General features: G+C 73.3%; 12 protein-coding genes and 1 pseudogene. 8 read left to right on the top strand and 5 right to left on the bottom strand.

The annotated features are described in order from the left end of the window. Positions 1 to 52: 52 nt before the first annotated feature. Positions 53 to 187: pseudogene (locus tag BCD49_RS46355) on the bottom strand (alpha/beta hydrolase fold domain-containing protein); the annotation flags it as partial. Between the two features lie 917 nt (positions 188 to 1,104). On the opposite strand from BCD49_RS46355, the gene BCD49_RS09015 reads away from it, so the two are divergent. From BCD49_RS09015 to BCD49_RS09005, 3 genes are all read left to right on the top strand, one after another. Next, complete coding sequence (locus tag BCD49_RS09015; RefSeq protein ID WP_007508292.1) at positions 1,105 to 1,728, top strand: GNAT family N-acetyltransferase; 624 nt, start codon at positions 1,105 to 1,107, stop codon at positions 1,726 to 1,728. 289 nt (positions 1,729 to 2,017) lie between these two features. Further along, complete coding sequence (locus tag BCD49_RS09010) at positions 2,018 to 2,611, top strand: RNA polymerase sigma factor (protein WP_063630314.1); 594 nt, start codon at positions 2,018 to 2,020, stop codon at positions 2,609 to 2,611. Continuing rightward, positions 2,604 to 3,188, top strand: coding sequence for a hypothetical protein (locus BCD49_RS09005; RefSeq protein WP_007508296.1), 585 nt, complete (start codon positions 2,604 to 2,606; stop codon positions 3,186 to 3,188). The genes BCD49_RS09010 and BCD49_RS09005 overlap by 8 nt, the downstream gene beginning before the upstream one ends. Positions 3,189 to 3,238: 50 nt before the next feature. Here the strand turns inward: BCD49_RS09005 and BCD49_RS09000 are convergent, their stop codons facing one another. Beyond that, the gene (locus BCD49_RS09000) at positions 3,239 to 5,863 is read right to left on the bottom strand and encodes a CHAT domain-containing protein (RefSeq protein ID WP_007508298.1); all 2,625 of its coding nucleotides are present in this window, start codon (positions 5,861 to 5,863) and stop codon (positions 3,239 to 3,241) included. Between the two features lie 124 nt (positions 5,864 to 5,987). Further along, the gene (locus BCD49_RS43460) at positions 5,988 to 6,158 is read right to left on the bottom strand and encodes a hypothetical protein (protein ID WP_157845281.1); all 171 of its coding nucleotides are present in this window, start codon (positions 6,156 to 6,158) and stop codon (positions 5,988 to 5,990) included. 42 nt (positions 6,159 to 6,200) lie between these two features. On the opposite strand from BCD49_RS43460, the gene BCD49_RS08995 reads away from it, so the two are divergent. Both BCD49_RS08995 and BCD49_RS08990 read left to right on the top strand, forming a co-directional pair. Further along, the gene (locus BCD49_RS08995) at positions 6,201 to 7,331 is read left to right on the top strand and encodes a S8/S53 family peptidase (RefSeq protein ID WP_027141117.1); all 1,131 of its coding nucleotides are present in this window, start codon (positions 6,201 to 6,203) and stop codon (positions 7,329 to 7,331) included. A gap of 116 nt (positions 7,332 to 7,447) precedes the next feature. After that, positions 7,448 to 7,879: a hypothetical protein gene (locus tag BCD49_RS08990; RefSeq protein WP_007508302.1), complete on the top strand. Its 432-nt coding sequence runs from the start codon at positions 7,448 to 7,450 to the stop codon at positions 7,877 to 7,879. A gap of 171 nt (positions 7,880 to 8,050) precedes the next feature. On the opposite strand, the gene BCD49_RS08985 is transcribed toward BCD49_RS08990, so the two are convergent. Then, positions 8,051 to 8,689: a helix-turn-helix domain-containing protein gene (locus BCD49_RS08985; protein WP_051466425.1), complete on the bottom strand. Its 639-nt coding sequence runs from the start codon at positions 8,687 to 8,689 to the stop codon at positions 8,051 to 8,053. A gap of 272 nt (positions 8,690 to 8,961) precedes the next feature. Here BCD49_RS08985 and BCD49_RS08980 point away from each other — a divergent pair, with 272 nt between their 5' ends. Then, a complete protein-coding gene (locus tag BCD49_RS08980) occupies positions 8,962 to 10,710 on the top strand; it encodes a bifunctional NAD(P)/FAD-dependent oxidoreductase/class I SAM-dependent methyltransferase (RefSeq protein WP_007508306.1) in 1,749 nt (582 codons plus the stop codon). Between the two features lie 98 nt (positions 10,711 to 10,808). Here BCD49_RS08980 and BCD49_RS08975 read toward each other — a convergent pair whose 3' ends face one another. Next, positions 10,809 to 11,633 (bottom strand): class I SAM-dependent methyltransferase, encoded by an 825-nt coding sequence (locus BCD49_RS08975; RefSeq protein ID WP_007508307.1) that lies wholly within the window; start codon positions 11,631 to 11,633, stop codon positions 10,809 to 10,811. 118 nt (positions 11,634 to 11,751) lie between these two features. Here BCD49_RS08975 and BCD49_RS08970 point away from each other — a divergent pair, with 118 nt between their 5' ends. Together BCD49_RS08970 and BCD49_RS08965 are read left to right on the top strand one after the other, a co-directional pair. Continuing rightward, complete coding sequence (locus tag BCD49_RS08970; protein WP_083401362.1) at positions 11,752 to 12,915, top strand: serine hydrolase domain-containing protein; 1,164 nt, start codon at positions 11,752 to 11,754, stop codon at positions 12,913 to 12,915. Further along, positions 12,908 to 13,420, top strand: a complete 513-nt coding sequence (locus tag BCD49_RS08965; RefSeq protein WP_007508311.1) for a pyridoxamine 5'-phosphate oxidase family protein — start codon at positions 12,908 to 12,910, stop codon at positions 13,418 to 13,420. Before BCD49_RS08970 ends, BCD49_RS08965 begins: the two co-directional genes overlap by 8 nt. Positions 13,421 to 13,735: the final 315 nt, after the last annotated feature.

The following is a 13,735-nucleotide window of genomic DNA, read 5'->3' as shown; positions in this document are numbered from 1 at the left end:
GGCCTCGGTGCGTTCCCGTCGGCTGACAGCAGCCGTGCGCCGCGATCCCGGAGCCGTGGAACGTTCCGGGGAACAGGTGGAGCTCGACTGGAACACCAGCGGCGAGCAGCGCTTGGGCGTAGGCGATGCCCTCGTCGCGCAGCGGGTCGAACTCCATGACCAAGATGTAGGCCGGTGGCAGGCCGGCCGGTAGACCCGGACGGGGACCTCAGGGTGGTCTGGCGACCCGGGGACGTGCACGTCTCGCACGTCGATCCCGGTGGTGTCGTGTTGCTGGCCGCCACGGACCCCAGCAAGGAGTGCCCGGACGCTGGCCAGGTCGGAGAAGTCCAGCATCGGCAGCATCGGGATTACCGCGGCCAGCTCGGGATCGAACCGATAGGTCAACGTCGCCCTCCTGTCGGTACGGCCGGGGAATCTGCCATCCCTCCCGCCAGGCAACGTGTTCGGCGGAAGCGACCGTACGCTAGCGGACATAGCCTATTTGCCGGGCGTCGTCGGGTTCAGGGCGCGGTGCCGTCCGGTGTGCGGAGTGGCGATGACGTGGATCCCAGGGGCGCGTGAAGATTTGGATGAGGCGGTCGCAGCACGGCATTCACCTCGCGGCCCTCAATGCCCGAGGTGCCTGCATACCCTGGCCGATCGGCCGGTCGTACACCGCCGGAACAACTGGGGCAATGCCGAGCCAAGACCGAGGCCCGAGCTGTGGTGGGAATGCCGCCAGTGCGATTGGATCGGCTACCAGCACCACGAAGGCGGACCCTTGACGGCGATGCGACGCCTTGCCGGAGAGGAGGCGACCTGCTTCTTTTGTGGCGAGGAAGAGAGCAACGTCGTCAGTGCCCCGTCGGACGAGGATGGCGGCTATCGACGAGACTGGCTGGTGTGCCTTGCCTGTGGCACCAGCAACCCGCGCCGGTATCTTTCCTGAGCGTCGAGCACGCCCCGCCCACTACCCGGGCGCCGCCCGGTCGGTTGAGATGTTGACCTGGCGCGCCGCTCAGGATAATCCCATGGCAGCTGTCGACTTCGCGACGTGCCCTGGTGGCGTCCGGGAGGCGACGATGTACGGATGCTCCGGGCTGTCGGGGCTGGACTGGGACCATGACGGTTTCCATCTACTCGCCCGACCGCGCCCAGGCGCAGAGCCGCGCCGGCCAGGTCGGCGGTATCCCCCGTCAGCGTGGCGAGGGCCGCCGGCGGGCCGCCGCGCCGTGTTCGCGCCGCGCCATCCGGCGGGCCGTCCCGCTGATCCGCGAGCTGACGCCGCAGGACGGCGAGGCCCTCGACGAGGTGTTCGCCGGCCTGTCGCCGCGCAGCCGCTACCTGCGTTTCCATGCCCCGCTGCACCGGCTGTCCAGCCGGTTTCGCGCGACCCTTCTCGACGTCGACGGCCAGGACCGGCTGGCACTCGTGGCCGTGGTCTGCACGCCGGAAGGCCCCCGCGCGGCCGGGACCGTCCGACTGGCCCGCACCGGGCCGGGTGAGGCCGAGGTCGCCATCGAGGTCGCCGACGCGCTGCACCGGCAGGGCATCGGCCGCCTTCTGCTGACCACCATCGGCCAGCGCGCCGCCGAGCTCGGTCTCGTCTGCCTGACCGCCGAGGTCCTCGCCGAGAACACGCCCGCCCTGGCCCTGTTCCGCTCGGTCTTCCCCGACGGCCCCACCCGGCGCGCGGACGGCATCCTGACCCTCACCTGCCGTCTGGCCGCCGTCTCCCCGACCTGATCGCCCATTCCGGGAATGGCGATGATCGTCGACGACGGATCTCCCCAACCATGTATCAGCGGCGCCACTGACTACTCACCTTCGTCGACAGCACGGCCGCGCCCACCGCGCGCGGCCGTCGCCGGCAGCAGGGGAGGTTGGCGACACGGTGACTGGTGGAACTCGGTCGGCGCCGCGCCCGGAATCCGGGTGTCCGCCGTCGGCGACCGGCCCCGGCGGGGACGACAGGCGGGACGGCCCTGAGCCCCAGCGGGCCGACGCGTCGGCACCAGCGAGCGAGGACGCGACGCTGGCGGAACTGACGCCCGGGGAGCTGGTGAGCCGGATACGCGAGGGCGACCTGTCCGCGTGGCCAGCGCTGAACGAGCGCTACATCGGCCTGCTGTGGGCGGTGGCACGCGGGATGCGTCTCGACGAGATGGATGCCGAAGACGCCATCCAGACGACCTGGCTGCGCCTCGTCGAGAACCTGGGTGCCCTGCGTGATCCCGAGTACGTCGGTAGCTGGCTGGTCACCACGGTCCGCCGGGAGTGCCTGGCGACACTGCGGCGCCGAGTACGGGTCCGCGCGGGCCTCGACCAGACGATCTCCGACGAGCCCGCGCCACCGGACACCGGGCCGGAGGACGTGTTGCTGCTGGCCGAACGGGACGCGGCGCTGTGGCGGGCGTTCCGCCGCCTCGCGCCGCGCTGCCAGCACCTGCTGCGCGTGCTCATGGCCGACCCGCCGCCGAGCTACGCCGAGGTCGCCGCCGCGCTGGACTGCTCCCCCGGCTACATCGGCCCGACCCGAAAACGATGCCTCGAGCAGCTTCGTACCTTGTTGGCCGCCCACGACCAGCCGCCGGGTGGGTCTGATTCCGGGAGCCTGCGCCATGGATGACGACAGCACGGCCGTCCCCGTCCCCGCCGACGCCGAAGACGAGGCGACCGCGAAGGACCTGAACGCCGAAGACGCCGAGCTGCTCGCCGCGCTGCGCCGGGTCGCGACCGAGGTCGACCCCGTCTCCGACCGGGCTCGGCAGGCCGCCCGTCTCGCGATCACCTTCCTCGACCCCGATGGGGAGCTGGCACGGCTTGTCGCCGCTTCCGGCGACGAGCTGGCGGACGCGGGCCTGACCGGTGGGACGTCAGCATCTGGACGCGTCGACCCGCGGGGACGGCTCGCGCTGCGCGCGGGTGAGCCCACCGAGGGTGCGCCGCTGGTGCTGTCCTTCGCCGCGTCCGACGTCTACATCGACCTGGAGATCACCGGCCGCGGGCAGCAGGTCGACATCGTCGGCCAGGTGGTCGGCACGGCCGAGTCCACCTGCGTCATCGAGGACGCGGGCGGCGCCCGCGACGTCGCGGTCGACACGCTGGGGCGGTTCTTCGTGGAAGGGCTGCGTCGCGGGCCCATCCGCCTACGGTGCCGCTCCACCAACGGGGCCACCGTGACGACCGCGTGGACCACGGTGTGAACGCGCACCGGTCGGTCCGGCCGCGACGCACCGCCGCGCCTCCGACCGGGCTAACGTCCGAGCGCCACGAACGCCAGTCCCGCCGCGAGCCCCGCCGGATCGTCGACGGCCACGGCACGAGCGACCGACAGCGCCTGTGCGAGGTCGACGCCGGCGCGCAGCCGCGCGTGCACCTCGACCATGAGCGGGGCGGTCGCCGCGTCGTTCACCGGCACGACGCTGGCCAGCAGGCTCGCTGTGCCCTTCGGGATGAGCGCACCCACCATGCCGACCAGCTCGTCGGCGCCGACTGGTACCCCGACTGCGGACTCGCAGCTCGCGAGCACCAGCTGGTACGGCGCGCGGCGCAGGCGAGCGAGGTCGTAGACGGTCAGCGGCCCGTCGTCGAGCCGCAAGGACGAGAACAGTGGGCTGTCCGCGCGGAACGTGCCATGCGCCGCCACGTGCGCCAGCCAGGCGTCGTCGAGCAGGGCCAGCGTCCGCTCCGCCGTCGCCTGGCCGTCGCGCAGGACGACTGGGCCGGGGTAGCCGGTCGCGATCTGGCGTACCTCGGCGGCCGTCCCCTCCAGCCCGGGTCCGACCACGAGGGCGACCCTGCGCCGCCGCGGTGGGGTGGCCCGGTGCGCGGCGAGCCAGGCCGTCGCCGACGGGGCTACCCGGACCGCGCTCGTCCGCAGGCTGGGGAGCAGGGACCAGGGCACCGCGTGCAGGCTGCCGGGCGGCACCACGAGCACCGGCCCACCGTCGAGCTCGCGGGCGGCGGCGCCGAGGAGGGTCTCCTCGAGCAGCTGGCCGGCGGCCGCGAGCCGGCCGGTGAAGCCGGGCGGTGGCTGACCCAGCGCCAGTCGACGGAGAAGGAAGCGCGCAAACTGCACCTCCCGCTCGGCCGCGCGCACCGAACCGGCCGGGTGCAGCCGCACTCGGCCGTTGGCCACGGTCACCACGTGCAGCAGCCCGTCGAGCTCGATGATCTCCAGCAGGCGCAGCTCGCCAAGGGCCGCGACGATCTCGGCGATCGACGGGCGGGCGGGACCGGGCCCGCTCATGGGCGAGCGGACCGCCTCCACCCGGCGGGTGCGGGCGCGGATCGCCGCCTCCAGCCGGATCCGTCGGCCATCCAGGCCGCCGGTCGGCCGCCCTTTTTCCCGCGCCACGTCGAGCGCCTGCCCGACAGCGCGCAGCGCGGCGAGATCCGCGGTCAGCTGGGGATCGTCAGGGGGGCGGGCAGCCGGCATCGCGAAGGCGCTGGCACGCCAGCGCTCGCTCCAGCGCAACAGCATCCGGGCGTCGCGGCGGCGCAGCGCCAGCCGCTGCGCGACGGCGGCCAGCTGGGCGCCGTGGGCGGTGGCATGCGCCCGCAGCTCCTGCGCGCCAAGGTGGCGCAGCTGGTCCTCGACAGCGGCGAGGCCGCGGCCGCAGGCCAGCAGCGTCTCCCGGTCCTGGCCCCGGCCGTTCGCCCACAGCGCCTTCGCGAGCCAGCCGGTGGCGCGGTCGATCGCGGCGCCCGAACGCCGGAACCCCGCGGCGAGCCCGAGCAGGGTCTCCGCCTCACGGCCGCCTTCGAGCGCGAGCCGGCCGGCGAACAGGTACGCCCGGGCGGCCTCGGCGGCCCGCAACTCGCCGAGCCGGTGCGCGAGGTCCGCCGCGCGGGTGGCCAGCCGCGCGTCACGGGCCCCGGTCGCATGCTGTGCGCTGAGCAGGACGAACGACGCACGCAGCTGCCACCAGGTCCGGGCCTGCTGGCGGAACAGGTCATGCGCCGCCGCGGCGCGCTGGGCGGCTACCGCCGGGCTGGCCGCGGCGAGCGCCGCGGTCGCCGCTGCGAACAGCAGCTCCGCCTTGCGGGTGACCTGCACGTTCTCCTTGGCGGCGGCCGCGATGGCTCCGTCGGTCTCCCGCAGCGCGTCGGCGGCCAGGCCTGCGGCCAGCAGCACGTTGCACCGGTCGATCGCGAGCTCGGGCTCGGACGTGGCCAGCGCGGCGTACCGCTCGGCGGCCCTGTCGAGCAAGCGCAGCGCGGTGGGCAGCTCGCCGCGGCGCTGGGCGACCCGTGCCCTGCTGTGCCACGACCAGGCGATCTCCAGGTCCTGGCCGGCGGCCGTCAGCAGTCGTTCGGAGATCACGAAGTCCCGCTCGGCCCTGTCTGTCTGACCGAGGGCGAGGTAGGACATGCCACGGTGGGTGCGGCACCGTCCCTCCCACATGGGGTCACCCGCGGCGCGCAGCAACGTCGTCGCCCGTCCCAGGTCGCGCAGCGCCTCGTCATGGCGCCCGAGAACGCCGAGCACCGCGCCGCGCCGCATCAGGACCTGACCGCCGAGCAGCCCGTCGCTGTGCCGGGCAGCCGCGTCGAGCTGCCTGAGGCCGGCGGCGGTATGGCCGTTCAGCGCCAGGGTCGTCCCCATCGTCGCCCGCACGTCGACCAGGCGGCGGGGATCCCCGCAGGCCCGCGCCGACCGCATCGCCGCGCGCAGCTCGGCGACCGCCTCGTCAGCCCGACCGCTGTCGCGCGCCACGATCCCGAGCGTCTGGTGGGCGACGGAAAGCGCGCACGGGTCCGCGGAGGTGTCGAGCCACCTTGACGCCGCCGCCACCGCGTCGAGGGGCCGGGACAACGCGAGCGCCAGCAGCGCGGCGTGATCAGTGGCGGTATCGCCGTGGACGGGCCCGCCCATCAGTCAGGAGGGCGTCGAGCCCGCCATGGACGGCTCCGCCCCGTTCCCCCCATGCCATCAACCTTAAGACCAATCCACACGACCACCACGTCATTGGCCGAAAGGGAGCTAAGCCCACATGACATCACGCGACGAACCACCAGCCCAGGAGCCAGGCCCCCGGCCAGCCCGCGGCGGCGGCCCCGGCGGCCCACCTCAGGACGAAGATCGACGTGCGGCGCGCCGGCGCCGGCGCGACCGCCGCCCGCCGACCCTCCAGCAGATCCGGCAGGCCGGACTGGTCATCGCCTATCACGGGGCGCAGGTCAACCAGCCCGCGGGATGGGGAGACGACGGGGTGGACACCTTCTATCGCGAGGAGCACCTCGTCGTCCGGGACGACTACGTCGACCGGGTCCTTCAGGTGCTCGACCTGGTCGACACCAACCGCGACCTCGCGCGCGAACGCGAGCGGCGCGTCCGGGGCGTCGTCGACGGACTCCATCTCGTCCGGATCGACCGTCCGGTCGAGGGAGCGCTGGCGCAGGTCACCGAGCGGCTCGGGATCGGCGTCGCGGCGCCGGACTACCTGCTGTCGATCACGGTTGGTGGCTTCTGCCCGGCGAGTGAGCCCGAGGTCCCACCCGTCGGGAGCCCTCCCTGGCCCCCGCCCGCGGCGGATCCCACCGCCGGCGACGGCGTGCGCGTTCTGATCCCCGATACGGGACTGGACCCGACCGCGTCCACCACCTATTCCTGGCTGCAGGGGCTGACGGGCGATGTCGACACCCGGATCGAGATCCCGCGCTCGGGGCCGCACGTCCTGCGTCCCTATTCCGGGCACGGGACGTTCATCGCGGGTGTCCTGAGACGCGTGGCGCCGATGGCCACGGTGATCGTGCGGGACATCTTCAGCCCCGTGGGCACCGCCTTCGAGACCGATCTCATCCCGGAGCTGGTGGACCTCATCGCCCTCGACCAGCCGGACGTCATCAGCCTCTCGGCCGGCACGACGGTCCTGAACGGGACGCTGCCGCTGGTCCTGCAGTGGTTCCAGAACGACTACCTCCCCGCGGTCGGAGGCCTGGCACTAATCGCGGCGGCCGGGAACAACGCCAGCTGCGAGCGGTTCTACCCGGCCGCCTTCGACCCGGTGTTCGCCGTCGGCGCGCTGGACGCGGCGCAGTCTCAGCGCGCCCCCTACAGCAACTACGGCTCGTGGGTCGACGTCCTCGCGCCCGGGACGGAACTCGTGAACGCCTTCCCGACCGGGACCTACACGACCACCGAGACAAGCTCACGGGGGCAGGTCAGGAACTTCACGACCGGCCTCGCCAGGTGGTCCGGCACCTCCTTCGCCACGCCGATCCTCGCGGGGTTGACCGCGGCCCGCATGTCGGCGGCGCAGGTGGATGGCCAGACGGCGGCGCAGTATCTGGTAAGCAACGCGCCCGTGGTCCAGGGAGTCGGCAGGGTATTGCTTCCCTGACCGTGCGAAAAATGTTCGGAGGTGGCAGAGAAAAACCGATCCCGATGTATCAGGGAAGACCGCGGATCCCTCTCATTGTCGAGACCATCGGTTCTCCACCATGAAAGGGCAGAAAAATGCCAGAAGCAAATGACGCGGAGCTGACCCGGGTATTCACCGCGTCGGTCAGCGCCGCCCCCGCCGTCGAGGACGGCGAGCCGAACACCGCCGCTCCGGGCTCTCCCGCGGCCGCGCAGTTCTACCTCTTCGTCGAGGGAGTGGCCGGCAACGTCCTCGGCAACAGCGGCGCGAACTACACGCTCTACCTGGACGCCGTCGCCGAAACCACGGGCGCCCCCGCGCTCAGCCAGTTCACGCTGGCACAGGAGTTCTCGCCGACCACCTGGGTGCCGGGTGGCCTCGCCGGGAACTTCGTCACCCAGCAGGTGTTCACCGTCCCGGTCCCGACCGGCGCCCGCGGGCATGTCTACCGCTACAAGGCCAGGCTGGTCGGCGTCAGCAACAACACCGTCTCGCACAGCAGGAGCAACGAGTTCGTGTTGGTCTGACCGCTCACGACTCGTCATTCGCGGAACCATCGGCTGGTTGCCAGGGGCAGGGGGACTGGCAACCAGCCGCCGCGCGTGCCCGCCGAACCGGACGCCCACAGGAGAAACGGCTTCGCGACGGAACCAGGCAGCGGGAACGCTGTACGTCAGGAACGCTGTATGTCAGGAACGCTATGCGTCACGAGCGCTATGCGACGGGGTGGACCGGGCGCGGATGTGGACGCGTTCGCCCTGGGGTCCGACGAGGCTGAGAATCTCGGCGGGGCGAGGGGTCGGGTTGCTGAAGGCGTGCGGGACGCGGGTGTCGAACTCCGCCACCTCGCCGGCGGCCAGCACGAGGTCGTGCTCGCCGAGCTGCAGGCGCAGCCGCCCGGACAGGACGTAGAGCCAGTCGTAGCCCTCATGGACCTTCTGTTCCGGCTCATAAGGGGGCCAGTGGGCCGGGATGATCATCTTGAATGCCTGTAGGCCGCCGGGCCGGCGGGACAGTGGGATGACCGTCATCCCGTTCCGCACGAACGGTCGCGGGTGGATGCGCGGGTCCGCTGTCTGCGGATGACCGACCAGCTCGTCGAGCGGGACCCGGTAGGCCCGAGCCAGCGGTAGCAGCAGCTCCAAAGTCAGTTTGCGCTGGCCGGACTCCAGCCGCGACAGCGTGCTGACCGAGATCCCGGTCGCCTTCGACAGCCTCGGCAGCGTCAGGTCGCGCTCCTGGCGCAGCGCGCGCAGCCGCGGGCCCACCGCCGCGAGCACCCCGTCGAGATCCATCTCGTCGTCGTCCGGCGCCCAGGTGTCCGGGGCGTCCAACATCCCTGGCACGTCCGTCCTCGGTCCGTCGGCCTTCCTCGGCCCGTCGGCCTTCCCCGTCCGCACGCCCGGCTCCCCACGGTTCGTCACGCCGGAAGTTTGCCATCCTGGCAACGTTGTTTGTCAAATCCCACCTCGATACCGGACAGTCCGATGGCGGGCGCGGGACGTCCGCGCCAGCGGCGTCGACGACGGTGCTGGCTGACGGCAGAGCCGGCCAGCGCTGGCCAGTGACGGCGACCCGCCCGCGTCGCCGCGGATCCGAGGAGGAGCACATGACGATCGAGACCAGCCAGGTCCCGGCGGTCGAGGCGGGGACGGCCGACGAGCGGCAGTACGACGTCGTCGTCGTGGGTGGCGGCCCGGCGGGGCTCTCCGCGGCGCTCACCCTGTCGCGGGCGCGGCGCTCGGTGCTGGTCGTCGACGCGGCCGAGCCACGCAACGCCCGCGCCGGGCACGTGCACAACTACCTGGGCCGGGAGGGCACACCTCCGCGCGAGCTGCTCGCCATCGGCCGTGCCGAGGTCGCCGGCTACGGCGGCGAGGTCGTCACCGCGACGGTCACCGCCGCCGAACACCTCGACGACGAGGGCGGTGTGGGCGAGGGTGCCGGTCCGCTCTTCCGGGTCTCGCTCGCTGACGGCCGGACGGCACGGGCCCGGCGGCTGCTCGTCGCGACCGGCCTCGTCGACGAGCTGCCCGACGTGCCCGGCCTCGCCGAGCGGTGGGGCCGCGACGTCCTGCACTGCCCGTACTGCCACGGCTGGGAGGTCCGCGACCAGGCGGTCGGCGTGCTCGCGACCAGCGAGCTCGCGGTCCACCAGGCGCTGATGTGGCGGCAGTGGACCCCGGACGTGGTCCTGTTCCGCCACACCGCGCCCGACCTCGCCGAGGAGCAGGCCGAGCAGCTCGCCGCCCGCGGCATCGCCGTCGTCGAGGGCGAGGTTGCCGCGCTGGAGGTGGCCGACGACCGGCTCGTCGGCGTCCGGCTGCGCTCCGGCGAGGTCGTCCCCCGCCAGGCGGTGACGGTCGCGTCGCGGCTCACCGCCCGCGCCGACCTGCTCGCGCCGCTGGGCCTGCGGCCGACCGAGGCGCGCATCGGCGAGCTGCTCGTCGGCGACCGCATCGAGGCGGCCCCGGCCGGCGCCACCTCGGTGCCCGGGGTGTGGGTGGTGGGCAACGTCGCCGACGTCCAGGCACAGGTCATCTCGTCGGCCGCCTCGGGCGTCACGACCGCCGCGGCGCTCAACGCCGACCTCATCGCCGAGGACACCCGCGTCGCCGTGGAGGCGTACCGCTACCAGCGGGTCTTCAGCGAGCAGGCCTGGAGCGAGCGGCACCGGGCGCGTTCGGCCGCACACCCCGACAGCGACGACCCGAGCCCGACGCTGGCCGCGACGGCCGCCGGCCTGCTGCCCGGCACGGCACTCGACGCCGGCGCCGGCACGGGCGCGGATGCCTGCTGGCTCGCCGCCGGCGGCTGGAAGGTCACCGCCGTCGACCTGTCGAGCGCCGCCCTGGAGCGCGCCGAGTCCCGAGCCGCCCGGCTCGGCCACGCCATCACCTGGGTCCAGGCCGACCTGGCCGTCGAGCCGGCCCCCTCCACCTTCGACCTGGTCACCGCCCACTACCTGTGCCTGCCGCCGGCGCAGCGGCGCACCCTGTTCGCCCACCTCGCCGACGCCGTCGCCCCCGGCGGCACCCTCCTCCTCGTCGGCCACGCCCCGGGCGACGGCGGCCACGGCCACGTCGCCGGCCACGGGCACGGCCACGAGCACGAGCACGAGCACGAGCGAGAAGGATCGGCTCCCCAGCCTCCTGGCGGGGTCGGTGAGGCAGGCCCCGCGGCCCCCGACCCGCACCTCGCGGAGGTCGCCTGGGACGCCGCCGACATCGCCGCCGGCCTCGGCCCCGGCTGGGTCATCGAGACCGCCGAGATCCGCCCCCGGGCGGCCGAGCGCCGGGGCAACGGCCCAACCCACGACTCGATCGTCCGTGCCCGACGCGACGACGCGGCCCGGTAGGTAATCCCGGCGCGCCGGCCAAGGGGCGAAGCCTCGCCGCCCTGTCGTTCTCCGGCGCCTGTCGTCCTCCGGTGCCGGACTGTTCCGGCGCCGGTCGCTCAGGCGCCGGTGGCGCGTGTGGCGGTCGCGACGGCCGTGGTGAAGCCCATCGTGAAGGCGCCGCCCAGGGCGTCGATCGCCGCGCCGATGGCGGGGAGCAGCGCGGCGAGCCTTTCTGGCGAAAGGAGCCTGTGGTCGCTGTGGGTCGGCAGCTGGTCGAGCCACTCGTCGCGGGTGTAGCGCCGCTCCCAGTCGAACCGCCATGCCTCGGGGTCGTCGAACGCCCCCGCACGCCGGATGCCGTCGGCCGCCCTGCCCACCGCCGTCGCGGGACCACCGGCGGCGGGACCGGTCAGGTGGCCGCCTTCGAGCTCCGGGGCCACCCGCCGATAGACCGCCGAGAGCTCCTCCGCCACGTCGGTGGACGGTCGGCCCAGGTTCCAGAACACGGCCAGTCGGCCGCCCGGCCGCAGCAGCCCCGCGGCCTTCGCCGCGCCCGCGACGGGGTCCACCCAGTGCCAGGCCTGTCCGGAGATCACCGCGTCGAACGACCGACCGGCCGGGTCCCACGCCTCGAACGGAGCCACCTCGACGTCGACACCGTGCCGCCGCGCCACGCCAGCCATCCGTGCGTCGACCTCGACCCCGAGGACCCGGCAGCCAGCGGCCAGGAACTGCCGCGCGGCGATACCGGTCCCGCAGCCGACGTCGACGACGTCGGGACCCGGGCTGCCCGCGACGATCCGGCTCACCAGCTCCTCGGGATACCGGGGGCGGGACCGGTCGTACTTCTCGGCGTCGGCGCCGAACGACTCGGCCCGCGCCCGGTTCCGGTGAAGCTCGGCTTCCGGCGAAGGCGTCTCCCCGGGCTCCGTGGCGGCCATACGCCGACCCTAAGCCAGCCGTATGCCGTGGCGGCGGGCCATCAGCTTCCTTCACCGACGGCTGACTCGACCGATGAGTCGTACCGGCCATGCCAGTCCAACGGGTATGGACGAGCGCATGAGCGCGAACAACCTCCAGGCACGCGTGCAGGCCGCGATCGACCGGATGGTCCGGGACGGCGCGGAGGTGGGGCTGCAGGTGGCCGTCGTGCGGCACGGTCAGCTGGTCGTCGACGCGGTGGCTGGTCAGCGCGACGCCGGGCGGCGGCTCCCGGTCCGGCCCGACACGTTGTTCTACGCGGYCTCCACCGCCAAGGGGGTGGCATCCGCGGTGGCGCACGTGCTCGTCGAGCGGGGCGTGCTCACCGACGACCTGCGGATCGCCGAGGTCTGGCCCGAGTTCGGTGCCCACGGCAAGCGGGACGCGACACTGCGACACGTGCTGCTGCACACGGTGGGCGTGCCGGCGCCGCCGTACGACACGACCGTCGAGCAGTTGTGCGACTGGAACCACATGTGCGCCGCGCTGGCCGGCTCCGAGCCGTGGTGGGTGCCCGGCGCGCGGTTCGGCTACCACGCCCAGACCTTCGGCTTCCTGCTCGGCGAGACCGTCCGCCGCGCCTCGGGTCGCCCACTGTCGTGGTGGCTGCGCGAGGCGGTCACGACGCCGCTCGGGATCGAGGACGACGTGCACTTCGGCGTCCCCGAGGCCCTGCTGGTCCGAGTCGCGCACCAGCACCGGCCTACCGGACCGCCGCCGGAGCCGGGCTCGCCGGAGCCGGGCTCGCCGGCCGACCGGGCGGTTCCACCGGCCATCCGGCCCGACGCGGACCTCGCCAACCGCCGCGACGTGCTCACGGCCGACCTCGTCTCCACCGGCACCATGACCGCCCGTGGGGCGGCGCGCGTCTACGCCGCCCTGCTCGGCGACGTGGAGGGCGTCGCCCTGGTGTCGCCGGCGCGCCTCGCGGCCATGGCGACGCTCAGCCACGAGGGGTGGGACGAGGTCATGGAGGTGCCCACCACCTGGACGTTCGGGTTCAGCCCCTACCGGCCAGGCGGCGCCAGCTCGCGGCCCGGATCGACCTTCGGCATGGTCGGGTCGAACGGCTCGGCGGCGTACGCCGACCTCGACTCGGGCGTGGCCGTGGCGGTGATGCGGAACCGGTTCAGCCAGGATCTGTCCGCCGCGGCCGAGATCGACCGCATCGTGGCCGACGCGTTCCCCGGCTCCGCCAGGCCGGACAAGCCAACCACCGACGATCGGAGTAACGATGGATGACCCGGTGACCCAGCTCGACGAGCGGTTCAGCGATCCCGACAGCCAGCCCACCACCTGGGCCGCGGCCCGGGCCGTGCTCGAGGCGGCCCAGATCAGCTGGATCTCGACCGTGCGGGGCGACGGGCGACCGCACGTCACGCCACTGGTCGCGGTGTGGCTCGACGAGGCGCTTCACTTCACCACCGGCCCGACGGAGCAGAAGGCGATCAATCTCGCCACGAACCCCAACGTCGTGCTGACCACCGGCAGCGACGCCTGGGACCAGGGGCTCGACGTGGTGGTCGAGGGCGAGGCGGTCCGCGTCACCGACCGGGCATCCCTCACCCGGCTCGCCGCGGCCTGGCGGACCAGGTGGGACGGCAGCTGGAAGTTCGACGTCGCCGACGACGGCTTCCACCACGAGGCCGGTGGCCTGGCGCTCGTCTTCGCGGTCCGGCCGACGAAGATCCTCGCCTTCGGCAAGGGCACCTTCACCCACACCCGCCACCTGCCCCGGGCCCGCTGACTGGTTCGATGTTTCCAGCCCGGCCGGGCACTGGCTCGCGTACAGCCACGAAACTCGAGTACTGCCCGGGCGGGCGGGTGGAATCGGGAGCGCGGCGGTCCCGCCCGGTCGGTGGTGCCGGAGCAGGTCGCTCAGCTTCGACCGCGTCACCATCCCCGGAGCGCCCGGCCATTTCGCAAAATAAGATCAGGCTGACAATCTCGCTGGTCGACAGCCCGCCACCACCGGCCAGCTCTACCGCCGTCAGGCCMTGCTCCACCTGCCCCCTGCAGCCGAACACTGCAAGCCGACGCGTCCCGGCTCGTGTCCCACCAG

The sequence above is a fragment of the Pseudofrankia sp. EUN1h genome, from assembly GCF_001854645.1.
GTDB lineage: Bacteria > Actinomycetota > Actinomycetes > Frankiales > Frankiaceae > Pseudofrankia > Pseudofrankia saprophytica.
This window is presented reverse-complemented; position numbering and strand designations above follow the sequence as displayed.